The organism is Streptomyces sp. PTL18 (genome assembly GCF_059510295.1).
In genome coordinates, this window is the sequence record NZ_JCAJZO010000001.1 from 405,815 (window position 1) to 419,324 (window position 13,510).

Sequence of the window (13,510 nt, forward strand, 5' to 3'; positions counted from 1 at the left end):
CCGGGGTGACCCCGTCGCCCTGTGACGGGGTCGTGTACGCGAAGCCTCGGCGGGGGTCTATTCGAGGAGCTCCGCGTACGAGCCCATGGCCAGGGCTATGTCCGCCTGGGCCCAGAACCGGTGGTAGGTGAAGACGGGCGCGGCGCCGCCCTTGAGGTAGGACTCGATCTTCGACCAGGCCGGGTCGTTCTTGTAGAAGGAGCGGAGTGAGGTGAAGGTGGTGGAGGAGTTGATCGTGTCGCCGTTGGGCATGGTGCCGCTCCAGCCGGTGGGCACGTAGACGCTGTCGTTGAAGCGGCTGTAGTCGGTGCGGGTTTCGGGGACGGCGATGCCGAGGTCGTCCTGGTAGTTGTTCCACATGCCGTCCAGCAGTGCCTTCGCTGTGGACTTGGCGGTGGCGTCACCGGACCTGGCGGCGTAGTAGGTCAGCGTCTTGGCGTATGCGGCGGCCACGCCGACGTCGTTGGTGTAGTCGGTGACGGTGACGTGCAGTCCGGGGTTGGAGCCGGGGCCGGCGGGGTTCCAGGTGTCCGGCTGGCCCGACCACTGCAGGGTGGCGGGGATGCGGTAGGTGCCGTCCGGGTTGATCGTGGTCTTGGACAGTGCCCACTTGACCCACTTGTCCAGGACCGCCTTCGCGGTGGCGTTCCCGGTCTGCTGGTAGAGCTCGGCCACGCGTTCCATCGACCAGGCCTGGAAGCCGAACCACTGGTTGGACGGCGGGTCGTGGTAGACCGGCTCCCAGTCGTAGTACATGCCGTAGAAGGTGGAGGTGCCGGCCGGCGGGGTGGCGTAGCGTCCCTGCCAGCTGTTGGTGGCACCGCCGGCGATCGCGCCTTCGGAGGACTGCAGCCACTGGTAGAACTCCAGTTGCCGTTGCAGCGACTTGGACCAGTCCGAGGCGCCGGTGGCCGACTTGGGCCTCAGGTCGGCGTTGGAGCTGAGCGCGTATGCGGCGAGCGGGTTCTGGTAGCCGCCGTGGACGTGGCTGGAGCCGATGCGCCAGGCCCAGCCCCCGCTGGTGTCGAGGGAACCGCCCCAGGCGTAGTACCAGGACAGCAGGTAGTGCGAGGCGTCCTTGCCGGTGCCGGCCGGGCAGGTGGAGGCGCCCACACAGTTGCCGATCTTCTTGAAGTACTTGTCGTACATCGCGTAGCGCAGGTAGTCGCCCATCTTCGCCGCCTTGGCGACGGTCGCGGAGACGTCGCTGCCCTTGCCCTGCTGCTTCGCCCACAGGTCGGCCCAGTACGCGGCCTGCACGGCGCGTGCGTCGGCGTCCGGGGCGTCGGTGTACTTCCACTGCCCGGCGTAGGAGCTGTCGCCGGTGAACAGGTCCAGATAGCCGTTCCTGCCGCCGTACTTGAAGGCGTCGCAGGTCGGCTGCGGCACCGTCTCCCACACCGACTCCTGCGGGCCGCGCTGGAAGGTGTTGATGTACGACGGGCCCTTCGCCGCCGGCCCGGCCTCGCAGGTGCCGCCCGGCGTGTCACCGTAGCCGTAGGTGTTGTCCACATCCTGCAGCCAGTGCATGCCGTAGACGTCGTCCGTACCGTAGGCGCTCTTCAGCTCGCTCGCGAGCGGGTCCGGGCCGACGGAGACCGACGTGTCGAGCTTGGCCGGGTACTCGTTCGGGGTGTCCAGCTCGGGTGCGTAGGTCGCGGGCTTGGAGGCGCTGTAGAAGGAGTTCGTCGGCTGGTCGGCGTGCGTGGGGATCATGTACTTCTCCATCAGGGCCCACGCGCCGTTGAACTTCGACCAGTCACCCGTGACCTTGCCGTACATCGCCTGCAGCCACAGCAGATAGCTGTACGCCTCCGACGTCGTCTCATGGCCCTGGTCCGGCGCCTCGACGATCAGCGTCTCCACCGAGTGGTACGGGATGCCCTCGGGCGAGAAGTAGCCGTTCGCCGGATTGGTGATCTTCCCGTAGAGGTCCAGGAAACGGGCGTCGTACGCCTTCGTCCCGGCCAGCTCCGTCACGGTGACCGTGGCCTTGGAGTAGCCGGTAGCGGAGGCCGTGAACGTGGCCGCTCCGGTGCCGGACGCGTCCGCCGTGATCGTCACCGTCTGTGCCGTGTTCCAGTTGGACGGCGTGAACGTCAGCGACGATCCTGCACTCACGGACAGACCCGCGTTGCCGTCCGTCCGCGCCACGCTCACCGTCACGTCCGCGCTCGGCTGCTTGGACAGCGTGATGCCGAACGTGCCCGTCCTGCCCTGCTGGACGCCGAGCTGCGTCGGTGACGCCACGAGCGCGGGTCCGGCGGCGACGGTCACGCCGACGGGCGTGGACTCGGCGGACGCGCCCAGGCTGTCGTACGCCTTCGCCACCAACGAATGACTGCCCACGGTCATATCCGAAACGGAAAGCGTGTACGGCGCGCTCGTGTCCGTCCCCAGCAGCGTGGTGTCGTCGTAGAACTCCACCTTGCTGATCGTCGCGCTGTCCGCCGCCGCCGCGGTCGCCGCGAGCGGCACCGCCTCGCCCTGCGCGTACACCGCCCCCGACTTCGGACTCGTCAGCACGGCGACGGGCGGCTGGTGCGCGCCCGCGCAGGTCGTGCCGTTGACCGCGAAGTTCGTCGGGGCCGCGTTGGCGCCGCTGTACGTGAACTGCGCGCCCGTGTTCACCGCGGCCCCGGCGGCGATCGTGCCGTTCCAGGACGCGTTCTTCACCGTGATCGACTTGCCGGTCTGCGACCAGCTGCCGCTCCAGCCGTTGCTCAGCGTCTGGTTGCCCGAGTAGTCGTACGTCAGCGTCCAGCCGTCGATGGCGTCGGTACCGCGGTTGGTGAGGGTGAGGTCGGCGGTGAAGCCGGAGCCCCAGTCGTTGGTCTTGTAGTCGACGCTGCACCGAACGCCCGCCGCGTGCGCGGGAGTCGTGCCGTTCGCCAACGTCGTCAGGGGCAGCGCGAGGGCCGCCACGGCGGCGGTCCACAGCCGCCGTACCGCTCTGCTCTTGCGTCCGGGATCCATGGTGCTGGTTCCTCCCTGCCATGTGCGGCTCGGTGGGGGGTCAAGGGCCTGAACCAGTGGGAGCGCTCCCATAGTGAGGACGGGCACAGGTGCGGTCAAGACGTTGAGAAGTTGAATCGTTCGAACCGGACGACCCGAAGAAACTTGAGCAACAACCCTGTGAAACCAGCGGGGTTGGCGCTACCGTCCGTCGCACCAGTGGGAGCGATTCCATCACTCGACGCGTCCGTCACGGCGCGCCAAGCTGCAAGGACTCGCTCATGCGACACCCCCCTCGTTCATTACTCCCAGCCGTCGCCGGTGCGGTCGCGCTCGTCTCGAGCGCGGTCCTGCCGTCGGTATCGGCCCAGGGATCCACACCCGCGTGCACGGTGGAGTACTCCATCGCCGGCCAGTGGGACAGCGGCTTCCAGGGCTCGGTGAAGATCACAAACAACCAGGCCCCGGTGAACAGTTGGCAGCTCGGCTTCGACTTCACCGGCGGCCAGAAGGTCACCCAGGGCTGGAACGCCAAGTGGTCCCAGTCCGGAACCACCGTGACCGCGGCCAACGAGAGCTGGAACGGCTCGCTGGCCACCGGTGCGAGCGTCACCGCCGGCTTCGTCGGCACCTGGTCGCGCGGCAACACCGCGCCGATCGCGTTCACTCTCAACGGCACAGTCTGCAACGTCGAATCGGAGCCGCCCCTGCCGCCCACCAGCCCGCCACCGAGCAATCCGCCCCCGTCCGACGGGACCCCGCCCGCACTGCACGTCTCCGGCACCGAGCTGGTGGACGCCGACGGCAGGAGCCGCCGACTGCTCGGGGTGAATCGCTCCGGCGGAGAGTTCATGTGCGTCCAGGGCCGTGGCATCTGGGACGGCCCGGTGGACGACGCGGCGATCAAGGCGATCGCCGACTGGAAGGCGAACGCGGTCCGCATCCCGCTCAACGAGGAGTGCTGGCTGGGCCTTTCCGACATCGAGCCGGAGTACGCGGGCGCGAACTACATCAAGGCCGTCGAGGACCTGGTGGCCCGTGTCGAGGCGCACGGCATGACACCGGTCCTCGATCTGCACTGGACGTACGGCCGGTACACCGGAAACTCGGCGGGCTGCTCCGACGTGCACGCCACCTGCCAGAAGCCGATGCCGGACCAGCAGTACAGCCCGGCCTTCTGGACCTCGGTGGCGAGCACCTTCAAGGACGACCCGACGCCGGTGTTCGACCTGTTCAACGAGCCGTATCCGGACCGGGCGACCTCCTCCGTCGCGGCCGCCTGGAAGTGCTGGAAGGACGGAGGCACCTGCCCGGGCATCGGGTACGAGGTCGCCGGGATGCAGGACCTCGTCGACGCCGTACGCTCCACCGGCGCCAGGAACGTGATCCTGGCGGGCGGCCTCGCGTACTCCAACGACCTGAGCCAGTGGCTGACGTACAGGCCCAGCGACCCGGCGGGCAATCTCGCCGCCGCCTGGCACGTCTACAACTTCAACACCTGCGCGAGCGAGAGCTGCTGGAACTCCACGCTCGCCCCCGTTGCCGCCCAGGTTCCGCTGGTGGCCGGGGAGATCGGGGAGAACACCTGCTCGCACGGGTTCGTCGACCAGGTCATGAAGTGGTTCGACGACCGGAACCTGTCCTACCTCGGCTGGACCTGGAACACCTGGGACTGCTCCTCCGGGCCGTCCCTGATCGCGAACTTCGACGGCACACCCACCGCGTACGGCACCGGGCTGCGCGACCACCTGCGCGCCCTGACCCGTGATCCCTCACCCACACGAAGGAACCCGCACTGATGAATCGTACAAGAATGTCACTGCTCACTGCCCTGGCCGTGCTGGCCGGGACATCGGGAACGGCACTCCTCACCGCACCGGCCGGTGCGGCCGCCGCCTCGGTCCCCTGCTCCGTGGACTACAAGGTGCAGAACCAGTGGGACACCGGCTTCACCACCGCCGTCACCGTCACCAACAACGACGCGACCAAGTCGGCCTGGTCGGTGAAGTGGAGCTACGCCGGCAACCAGAAGATCACCAACGGTTGGAACGCGAAGATCAGCCAGAGCGGTGGCGACGTCACTGCCGTCAACGAGAGCTACAACGGCTCGCTTCCCGGCGGCGGTTCGGTCAGCTTCGGCTTCAACGGCTCCTACAGCGGCACCAACGCCGTCCCCACCACCTTCACCCTCGACGGGGTCGCCTGCAACGTCGACGACGGCGGCGGAACGGGCGGCGGCACCGGCGGCGGAACAGGGGGAGGCACCGGCGGCGGAACGGGCGGCGGCACCGACAGCCGCGTCGACAACCCCTACGTCGGGGCCAAGGCGTACGTGAACCCGGAATGGTCGGCCCGGGCCGCCGCCGAGCCGGGCGGCAGCCGCATCTCCAACCAGCCCACCGCCGTCTGGCTGGACCGGATCGCCACGATCAACGGTGTCGCCGGCGGCATGGGGCTGCGCGACCACCTGGACGAGGCGCTGAAGCAGAAGGGCTCCGGCGACCTGGTCGTCCAGCTGGTCATCTACGACCTGCCGGGCCGTGACTGCGCGGCCCTCGCCTCCAACGGCGAACTCGGACCGAACGACATCGACAAGTACAAGAGCCAGTACATCGACCCGATCGCCTCGATCCTGTCCGACCCGAAGTACGCGGGCCTGCGGATCGCCACGGTCATCGAGCCCGACTCGCTGCCCAACCTGGTCACCAACGCAGGCGGCACCAACACCACCACCGACGCCTGTGTGACCATGAAGAGCAACGGCAACTACGAGAAGGGCGTCTCCTACGCCCTGGACAAGCTCGGCGCCGTCCCCAACGTCTACAACTACATCGACGCCGGCCACCACGGCTGGCTCGGCTGGGACAGCAACCTCGGCCCGGCCGTGCAGGAGTTCGCCAAGGTCGCCACGACCAACGGCGCGAGCGTGGACGACGTGGCCGGGTTCATCGTCAACACCGCCAACTACAGCCCCACCAAGGAGCCGAACTTCAAGGTCACCGACACGGTGAACGGTCAGACCGTGCGCCAGTCGAAGTGGGTCGACTGGAACCAGTACGTGGACGAGCAGTCGTTCGCGCTCGCGCTGCGGGACAAGCTTGTCGCGGCCGGGTTCAACTCCGGCACAGGCATGCTGATCGACACCTCCCGCAACGGCTGGGGCGGCTCGGCAAGGCCCACCGGCCCCGGTCCGACGACATCCGTCGACGACTATGTCAACGGCAGCCGCATCGACCGGCGCATCCACGCCGGCAACTGGTGCAACCAGAGTGGCGCCGGACTCGGACAGCGGCCCACCGCGGCCCCGGCCGCCGGTATCGACGCCTACGTGTGGGTCAAGCCGCCGGGGGAATCCGACGGCTCCAGCTCCGCCGTCTCCAACGACGAGGGCAAGGGCTTCGACCGGATGTGCGACCCGACGTACGGAGGCAACGCCCGCAACGGCGACAACCCCACTGGCGCCCTGCCGGACGCGCCGCTGGCCGGGCACTGGTTCTCCGCCCAGTTCCAGCAGCTGATGCAGAACGCCTACCCGCCCCTGCCGTAACCCTCTGACGCGGTGAGCGCCCGCCGGGGCCGGACTTCAGGGACCGCCCCCGGCGGATCCGTTTCCTGCGTGTGCTGTCAGGCACGGGGACGCCGCCGGGGGCCGGTCGGACGGTCGCGCGTCTTGGGGACGTCCGGGATCCGGCGGCCGTCAGACCTTGCCCTGCAGTCGCCAGATCTGGTTCTTCTTGGTGCTGAGGACGCCGGCCGGGTCGCAGGTCCACTGGTGGATGAGGGCTCGCGGCTCAGTGGAGATGCCGGTGACGTCGACGCACTTGCCGCTGTGGACGGCGACCAGTTGGTAGTCCTGGTTGTTGCCGAGTGCGGTGACGGGGTTGAGGGTGAACATCTGGTTGGTCCGGCCGTTGCAGGTGTACTGGATGACGGCGGCGTCGTCGGCGGTGGAGGCGCCGGAGACGTCGAGGCACTTGCCGCTGAGCTCGTTGACGATGGTGTAGGTGTTCGGCCGGCCGGCGACCGGCTTGAAGTCCAGCATCTGCTGGTAGCCGCCCTCGCAGTAGTACTGCTGGTACTGGGTGCCGTTGGCGGTGCTGAGGTTGGTGTCGTCCAGGCACTGACCGCTGTTCTCGCTCACCGCGACCGTGGAGATGGTGGTGTCGGACGGCGGGAGCAGGGTGACGGTGTACCCGTCCTTGGCGTTGGTATAGGGAACGGCCACCGAGGCGGCGTTGTTGCCGACGTTGAGGATCTGGTCCGAGACGGTGGTCGGGCCGGTGACGGCGGCGCCGTTGTTGTAGGGGACACGCTGCAGGACGGCGCGGACCTGGCCGTTCTCCACCACCGAGGTGGTGTTGAGGCCGGTGAGGTTGACGGTGACGTTGCCGGTGTTGCCGTTGCTGCCGATCAGGACCTTGGCGTTCCTGGCGGTGTTGTCCTTGGTGGCGAGGCCGTCGGTGCTGGTGCCGGGGATGTAGTTGACGATGTTGCCGGTCTGCGAGCCGTAGTAGCGGTACATGAACCACTCGCCGAGCGGCAGGTACTGGCCGGAACTGTTCTTGGTGAGCAGGTTCGCCTCGTCGTCGTGCAGGGCGGTGCCCATGGCCCAGTTGCCGCGCAGGCCGTCGGCGCCGGCCCGCTCCAGTCGGCCGATGAACCAGGCGCCGCCACCTGGGTTCTGCTGCGAGAGCGCGCCGTACTCGTTGATCTGGTACGGGCGGGTGTTGGTCAGGCCCGCTGCGGAGAGAGTGGAGTTGGCGCTGGCCACGCCCGGGACGGGGTCGGCGGGTTCGTCGTGCCAGCTGTAGATGTCGGGGGCGACGTTGTTGGCCTTGACGTAGTTCAGATACGTGGTCCACCAGGTGTTGGAGGAGGTCGGCTGGCCCGCGATGCTGGGACCGACGATGAGCCGGCCGGGGAACGCCGCCCGCACCCGGGCGTGGAACCGCGACCACATCTGCAGGTACTGGGCCTGGGACCGACCCCAGAAGCCGCTGCCGTCGGGCTCGTTCCACAGGTCCCACTCGACGGTCATGTTGTTGGCTCTGACGTCATTGATCAGCTGCGTGACGAAGTTGTCGAACTGCGTCCAGTCACCGTTGTCACCGGGCCAGCCCTGGCTGGTCGTACCGTCTGCGCCCCACAGGTCGTGCGGCAACAGCACGAAGGTGCCGCCGAGGGCGACGGTGCGCTTGTACTGGGCCAGGGTCGAGTTCCAGCGGGTCCGGTAGTCGGCGAGGCTGGTGGCGTAGCCGCCGCTGTTGAGCTGCGCGCCGCCGGCCCGCATGAAGTGCCACTTGATGTCCTTGAAGAAGTGGTCTTGCGGAAGGGACCCGTCCGGGGTCATTCCGTAGATCATGCCCGAGGCGCGGTAGGCGGGGGCGCCTCCGGCCGTGGCGAAGTCGACGGTGACGCCGGTGTCGGCGGCGTGCGACGGGACGGCGGGCACCAGGGTCGTGGCCAAGGCGGCCAGGAGGACGGCGAGGGATGAGACCGCCTTGCGTCCGGTGGGTGTTCCTGGTCTGGGCAGTGCGCGGTGCTGGTTCATGTGCGGCTCCTGAACGGGGGGATCGGACCGGGACACGAACGGTCCCGGGGCTGTGAGGGAGGCGACAGGTCAGCGGTCGTCTCGGTGTGCGTGTGCCTCGGCGAGGAGGAGGTAGCTGCTGGCGGTCCAGGTGTAGGCGCGGTCGCGCAGTCCCCTTCCGGTGAGGGCGTCGAAGTTCTCGGCGAAGCCGTGGGTCTCGCACAGGGCGCGGAAGCGGGCGCTGATGTCGTCCGCCAGCCGGTGATGGCCGGCGCGGCGCAGGCCGTCCACGACGAGGACGGTGGCGGGGGCCCAGATGGGGCCGCGCCAGTAGCCGTCGGCGAGGTAGTGCGGCGAGGTGGTCATTTCGGTGGCGAGGCCGTACGGCGTCAGGTGGGCCTCGATGTGGTCGGCCAGCGCGCCGCTGATGTCGTCGGGCAGGTGCTCGCCCAGCACGACGGGCATCAGGTCGAGGAGGCTGGAGCTGGTCCAGGTGTCCCCGGTGCCGGCACTTCGGGCGACGAACCTGTCTTCGGTCCAGAGCTGGTCGAACAGCGCCGCCTGGGTCTCCTCGGCCGCTCGTGTCCACCGTCGCGCCTCGTCGTGTCTTCTCAACTCCGTCGCGAGAAAGGCGAGTTCGCGCAGCTGGAGGACGAGGAACGCGGCGAGGTCGGCGGTGACGACGACCCGCTCGGGGTCGAAGGTGGTGGCATTGTCCCAGCCGCTGTCATTGCCGTGCTGGTAGTGGGCCAGTTCGGCGCCGGGGGCTCGTCGCGCGGTGAGCCAGAAGGTGGTCCAGCGTTCCAGCCGGTCGTATGCCTCGGCCAGTTCGGCGTGCGCGGGTGGTGTCGGCAGCCGGCGGCGGAGCAGGCCGAAGGCCCAGCCGTGGATGGGCGGTTTGACGAAGTTGTAGAGGACCTCCGAGTGGGTGACCGAGTCGGGCAGGGCGCCGCTGGTGTCCTGGTGGTCGAAGGGCAGGGCGAACTGGTCCAGGGCCAGTTCGGGGTGCCCGGGCGCCAGGGCCAGGGCGTTGAAGCAGTGGTCCCAGCTCCAGACCTTGTCCATCCAGTGCTTGGACATCAGCACGGCGGGCCGGGTGACCAGGCCGGTCGGGCGTACGGTTGCCGACCAGACGACGTAGGCGGCGAGTTCGGCGGCCGGTGTGGAGGTCGAGCGCCAGGGGGCCACCGCGTCGACGAAGTCCGCGAACGAGTGGTGTGCGGACTCGACGATGTCGTCGAAGGTCGCCGAGGACGCATAGGCAGGGCGGGAGGTGTCGAGTTCCTCGATCGCGATCTCCCAGAAGCCGTCCGCCTCCGCGGTCACGGCGAGACCGCGCTCGGCGGCGCCCAGTGCCTGGGCTCCGGCCGTGTCGGCGACGGTGCCGGACAGCACGGTGACGCGGTAACGGCGACCCGTCTCGTACGACGTGAACACGTACGCGTCCGCTGCCGCGTCGCGGAAGAAGTACGTTCCGCTGAACGGTGTGAGCGCCCGTGCTGCGGCGAAGACGCTGATGCCGAGACCGCTTCCCCGCAGGCGTACGGTGTCCGGCGATTCGTAGGTCAGGTCGGCGCGCCCGCTCACGCCGATCCAGCTGAGCAGGCCCGGTGTCGCCTCGACGCGGGTGTCGGCCCGGTCGCCGCTCGCCGGGTCCCGGGGGGCCAGGCGCAGGACGCCGTGCATGCCGTTCTGGTGCGAGACGAGGTGGAGGTCCTCGGCGTACGTCTTCTCGGCCACCACGGGCGATATGCCGAACCATGATCCGTACGTGCTGAACGGGATGTCGTGGACGGAGAAGGCCGGGCCGGGTCGGGCGGCGGTCATGTGGCGTGACTCGTTTCTGGAGCTGGGGCGACGGCCGGCTGACCCGCGAGCGGCTCGGCCGCCGTGGCGGGGTCGAGGGGACTCAGTCCTTGACGGCGCCGGCGGTCACGCCGGCGGCGACGTAGCGCTGGGCGAGGACGAGGATCACCGCGGCCGGCAGCGAGGCCACGACGGCGGTGGCCATGATGGCGTTCCACTGCTGGTTGTTGTTGCCGATGTAGTGGTAGATGCCGAGGGTGATCGGTTCGTGGGCACCGCCGTTGACCAGGGTGCCGGCGAAGACGAAGTCGGACCAGGACCACAGGAAGGCGAACAGGGACACCGTGACGACGGCGTTGCGGCTGATCGGCAGGACGATGGACCAGAACGTGCGCAGCGGCCCGGCGCCGTCGGTCCTCGCGGCCTGGAGCAGTTCGCCGGGGATGCCGGACATGAACGCGGTGAAGATGAGGACGCCGAAGGGAACGGCCAGGGTGGAGTCGGCGACGATCAGCCCGGGCACGGACTGGAGCAGGCCGAGTCGCAGGTAGATGGCGTAGAAGCCCATCGCCATGATGATGCCGGGGATCATCTGGGCGGCCAGCAGGACGAAGCCCAGGATGCCTCCGCCCCGCGGGCGCAGCTTGGCCAGCGCGTACCCGGCCGGGGCGGACAGGGCGACGGTCAGGGCGACGGTGCCCAGGCCGATGACGAGGCTGGTGCCGAGGTAGGGCAACTGCTCGTCGAGGACGGTGCGGTAGCCGGCCAGGGTGCCGTGGATCGGCAGCAGGTCCGGCGGGCTCTTGCGCATGTCCTGGTCGCGGGTGAGGGAGACGTTGAACATCCAGTAGACCGGGAAGAGCATGCTCGCGGTCAGCAGGACGCCGATCGTCGTCTTCACCCACGTACGCCTGCGGTTTCGGCTCATGAGAGCGCCTGCTTTCTCTGGGCCCGGACGTAGACCAGACCGAAGACCAGTGCGGCGACGACGAGTAGGTTGCCGACGGCGGCCCCGGGGCCGAAGGCGGGCAGGAGGTTGCCGAAGCCGAGCCGGTAGGACCAGGTGGCGAAGGTGGTGGACGAGTCCGCGGGGCCACCCCTGGTCATGATCCAGATGATGTCGAAGACCTTGAGCGTGTAGATCAGCCCCAGGAGGAGGGTGATCGCGGACACCGGGCGCAGCAGGGGGAAGGTGACGCGCCAGAAGCGCTGCCAGGAGTTGGCGCCGTCGATCGCTGCCGCCTCGTACAGGCTCAGGGGGATGGACTGCAGGCCGCTGTGGAGCACGACCAGGTTGAAGGGGACGCCGATCCAGATGTTCGCGATGATCACGGAGGTCAGTGACCAGGACGGCGAGGTCAGCCAGTTCACCGGGCCGATGCCGAAGGCGTGCAGGGCGGCGTTGACGACGCCCGACTCGCTGTTGAGCATCCACGACCAGGTGGAGGCCGAGACGATCAGCGGCAACAACCACGGTACGAGGAACAGGGCACGCAGGGTCGCCGACAGCCGGAAGTTCTGGTTGAAGAAGACCGCGAGGGCGAGCCCGATGGCGTACTGGAAGACGAGGCACACGGCGGTGAAGACCGCGGTGTGGAGCAGGGCGGGGGCGAACGTCGGGTCGGCGAAGACCTTGCGGTAATTGGCCAGGCCCGTGAACGGCGCGTCGCCCTGCACGAAGGAGCGGACGGTGTAGTTGCGCAGGCTCAGGTCGAGGTTGCGGTAGAGCGGATAGGCGTAGAAGAGGGCGAGGTAGAGGGTCACCGGGGCGAGGAATCCCCAGGCGGCCCACTGCGGGGAGACGGGCCGGCGCCGTGTCCTGGTGCGGTCCGGAGACGGGGCGGCGGTGTCCGCCCCGTTCCGGGCGTGCACGGACCGGTGATCCGGCAGCTGTGTCGTGTGGTTCATCTGCGGTCCGGGCGGTCCTGGCTACTTGGCGGCGGACTGGGCCGCGGCCAGCGCGTCCTTGGGCGACTTGGACCCGCTGAGGGCGGACTGGACGGCCTTCCACATCTGCTCGGAGATCTTGGGGTACTTGGTGCCCAGGTCGTCGCTGGTGCGCCCCTTGGCCGACTTGACCGCGTCGACCCACGGCTTCAGCGCGGCGTCGGCGTCCACCTGCTTGGCCTGGACGGCGCCGGTGGGTGCCACGTACGACAGTGTGGTGTCGGTGTAGTAGAGGTTGGTGTCGCTGGTCAGGCAGGACACCAGCTTCTGCGAGGTGGCGTAGCGTCCGGTGTCGCTCTGCACCGGGACGGTGACGAACTCGCCACCGGTCGGAGCCGCGGCGGTGCCTCCCGTGGCACCGGGAACGGGCAGGACGCCGAAGTCGAAGCCGGCCTTCCGGGCGTTGGCGAGCTGCCAGGTGCCGTTCTCGGCGAAGGCGTAGTCGCCGCTCGCGAACTCCTGCCAGCTGGTGGTCTGGGTGTTGTTGATGACCGAGTTGGGGGCATAGCCCTTCCTCAGCCAGTCCGTCCACAGCGACAGCGCCGAGGCGCCCTCGGGCGAGTCGAGCCGGGTCAGCTTCGCACCCGAGCCCCAGAACCACGGCAGGAACTGGAAACTGCCCTCCTCCGTGCCGATCGCCGAGAAGGTGATGCCCTTCTTCCCTGCCTGCGTGGTCTTGGCGAGCGCCGCCGTCAGCGACTTCCAGTCCTTGACCGAGGAGACGTCGACGCCGGCGGCCTTGAGGACCTTCTTGTTGTAGTACAGGGCGAGGGTGTTGGCTCCGATCGGTGTGCCGTACGTCTTCCCGCCCGCCTGACCGGCCGCGAGCAGGTTGGGGTCCACCTTCGAGGTGTCGATCTTGGTGTCGTTGGTCGTGGTGAGCACTCCGGCCTCCGCCAGGGTCGACACCACCGGGTTGTCGACGATGAGCACGTCCGGGGAGCTGCCCTGCTGCGCCGCCAGCAGCTCCTTGTTCGTCAGGTCGCTGGTGTCGAACGCCGTCCGCCTGATCTTCACCCCGGCGTTCTTGCCGCAGACGTCCAGCAGCTTCGCCCACTGCGAGCTCTTGTCGAACTGCGGGTACGGGTCCCAGATGGTGTACGTGCCGCTGCCGGCACTCTTGGCATCGGTGCTGCCCGATCCCGAGGAGCAGGCCGTGGCGCCGGCGGTCACGGCCAGCGCGGTCAGGGCTGCGGCGGTCAGACGGCGCCGTCTGGAGGAGCTGTTCATCGTGGGTTCCTTTGTTTTTGGCATGCGGGTGCCGAGGGCATG

The 13,510-nt window shown here is 68.7% G+C and carries 8 protein-coding genes; 2 read left to right on the forward strand and 6 right to left on the reverse strand.

Annotation, left to right across the window (positions count from 1 at the left end; translation table 11 throughout):
- Positions 1-57 precede the first annotated feature (57 nt).
- A complete protein-coding gene (locus AC5WS8_RS01940; RefSeq protein ID WP_496101469.1) occupies positions 58-2,976 on the reverse strand; it encodes a glycoside hydrolase family 48 protein in 2,919 nt (972 codons plus the stop codon).
- Positions 2,977-3,236: 260 nt separating this feature from the next.
- Here AC5WS8_RS01940 and AC5WS8_RS01945 point away from each other — a divergent pair, with 260 nt between their 5' ends.
- Both AC5WS8_RS01945 and AC5WS8_RS01950 read left to right on the forward strand, forming a co-directional pair.
- A complete protein-coding gene (locus AC5WS8_RS01945; protein ID WP_496101470.1) occupies positions 3,237-4,754 on the forward strand; it encodes a cellulase family glycosylhydrolase in 1,518 nt (505 codons plus the stop codon).
- Positions 4,754-6,502 (forward strand): glycoside hydrolase family 6 protein, encoded by a 1,749-nt coding sequence (locus tag AC5WS8_RS01950; protein WP_496101471.1) that lies wholly within the window; start codon positions 4,754-4,756, stop codon positions 6,500-6,502. The genes AC5WS8_RS01945 and AC5WS8_RS01950 overlap by 1 nt, the downstream gene beginning before the upstream one ends.
- Before the next feature lie 150 nt (positions 6,503-6,652).
- Here the strand turns inward: AC5WS8_RS01950 and AC5WS8_RS01955 are convergent, their stop codons facing one another.
- From AC5WS8_RS01955 to AC5WS8_RS01975, 5 genes are all read right to left on the reverse strand, one after another.
- The gene (locus tag AC5WS8_RS01955) at positions 6,653-8,506 is read right to left on the reverse strand and encodes an RICIN domain-containing protein (RefSeq protein ID WP_496101472.1); all 1,854 of its coding nucleotides are present in this window, start codon (positions 8,504-8,506) and stop codon (positions 6,653-6,655) included.
- A gap of 69 nt (positions 8,507-8,575) precedes the next feature.
- Positions 8,576-10,312, reverse strand: a complete 1,737-nt coding sequence (locus AC5WS8_RS01960; RefSeq protein WP_496101473.1) for an amylo-alpha-1,6-glucosidase — start codon at positions 10,310-10,312, stop codon at positions 8,576-8,578.
- A gap of 82 nt (positions 10,313-10,394) precedes the next feature.
- Entirely contained in the window at positions 10,395-11,219 is an 825-nt protein-coding gene (locus AC5WS8_RS01965; protein WP_496101474.1) for a carbohydrate ABC transporter permease, read from the reverse strand.
- Entirely contained in the window at positions 11,216-12,199 is a 984-nt protein-coding gene (locus AC5WS8_RS01970) for a carbohydrate ABC transporter permease (protein ID WP_496101475.1), read from the reverse strand. The genes AC5WS8_RS01965 and AC5WS8_RS01970 overlap by 4 nt, the downstream gene beginning before the upstream one ends.
- 21 nt (positions 12,200-12,220) lie before the next feature.
- Positions 12,221-13,468 carry a sugar ABC transporter substrate-binding protein gene (locus AC5WS8_RS01975; RefSeq protein ID WP_496101476.1) on the reverse strand — a complete coding sequence of 416 codons (1,248 nt, stop codon included), beginning with the start codon at positions 13,466-13,468 and terminating at the stop codon, positions 12,221-12,223.
- Positions 13,469-13,510 lie beyond the last annotated feature (42 nt).

Excerpts from the sequence above, each read along its gene's own strand:
- AC5WS8_RS01940 (WP_496101469.1), bottom strand. The coding sequence starts at position 2,976 with ATGGATCCCGGACGCAAGAGCAGAGCGGTACGGCGGCTGTGGACCGCC.
- AC5WS8_RS01945 (WP_496101470.1), top strand. The coding sequence starts at position 3,237 with ATGCGACACCCCCCTCGTTCATTACTCCCAGCCGTCGCCGGTGCGGTC.
- AC5WS8_RS01950 (WP_496101471.1), top strand. The coding sequence starts at position 4,754 with ATGAATCGTACAAGAATGTCACTGCTCACTGCCCTGGCCGTGCTGGCC.
- AC5WS8_RS01955 (WP_496101472.1), bottom strand. The coding sequence starts at position 8,506 with ATGAACCAGCACCGCGCACTGCCCAGACCAGGAACACCCACCGGACGC.
- AC5WS8_RS01960 (WP_496101473.1), bottom strand. The coding sequence starts at position 10,312 with ATGACCGCCGCCCGACCCGGCCCGGCCTTCTCCGTCCACGACATCCCG.
- AC5WS8_RS01965 (WP_496101474.1), bottom strand. The coding sequence starts at position 11,219 with ATGAGCCGAAACCGCAGGCGTACGTGGGTGAAGACGACGATCGGCGTC.
- AC5WS8_RS01970 (WP_496101475.1), bottom strand. The coding sequence starts at position 12,199 with ATGAACCACACGACACAGCTGCCGGATCACCGGTCCGTGCACGCCCGG.
- AC5WS8_RS01975 (WP_496101476.1), bottom strand. The coding sequence starts at position 13,468 with ATGAACAGCTCCTCCAGACGGCGCCGTCTGACCGCCGCAGCCCTGACC.